Raw genomic sequence first — 595 nt, forward strand, 5'->3', positions numbered from 1 at the left:
AGCCCGACATCACCACCACCGGACAGAACCTCACCCCCGGACTCCCCCTCCCCCTGCCCCACACCAGGCGACAACGGAGGCGGAGCAACAAAACCAAAAACAGACAACGAAGCCGGATCTAACGTCAACGACGGATCCACCCCACCCACTCCCCAGCCCTGCTCCCCACCACCCACTTCCCCACCCTGCTCCCCACCGCCCAACCCCCAGCTGTCAAGACCCACCACGTCCGGCGCCCCCGACTCAAAAGACCCAAAATCCACACCATCCTCGAACCCGGCCAGGCCCAGCTCATCCAAAAAGGCATCAAGATCCACCGACTCCACGCCACCAACCACCGGATCCACCGGACCAGACACCCCAGCACCACCCGCCTGCTCCAGCCCAGACATCGACGGCGGCAACTGCGAGCTGGACTCGGCCGGAACAACAACGTCGGAAAGAGAAGGCGGCACCGGCGAACCACCCAGATGCACACCACCCCCACGCCGCAACCGCGCCTGCTCCACAACATCACCCGGAACCGGCTCAACAGTGTTCGTGGCTCCAGGACGTTCTTCTGTCCTGTCAACCGAACGATGCACCTGCTCCACTG

General features: G+C 64.0%; 1 pseudogene. It reads right to left on the reverse strand.

Annotation, left to right across the window (positions count from 1 at the left end):
- A pseudogene (locus IEZ09_RS46020) lies at window positions 1-595 on the reverse strand (hypothetical protein); the annotation flags it as partial.

The organism is Lentzea flava, assembly GCF_014648475.1.
Lineage (GTDB): Bacteria > Actinomycetota > Actinomycetes > Mycobacteriales > Pseudonocardiaceae > Lentzea > Lentzea flava.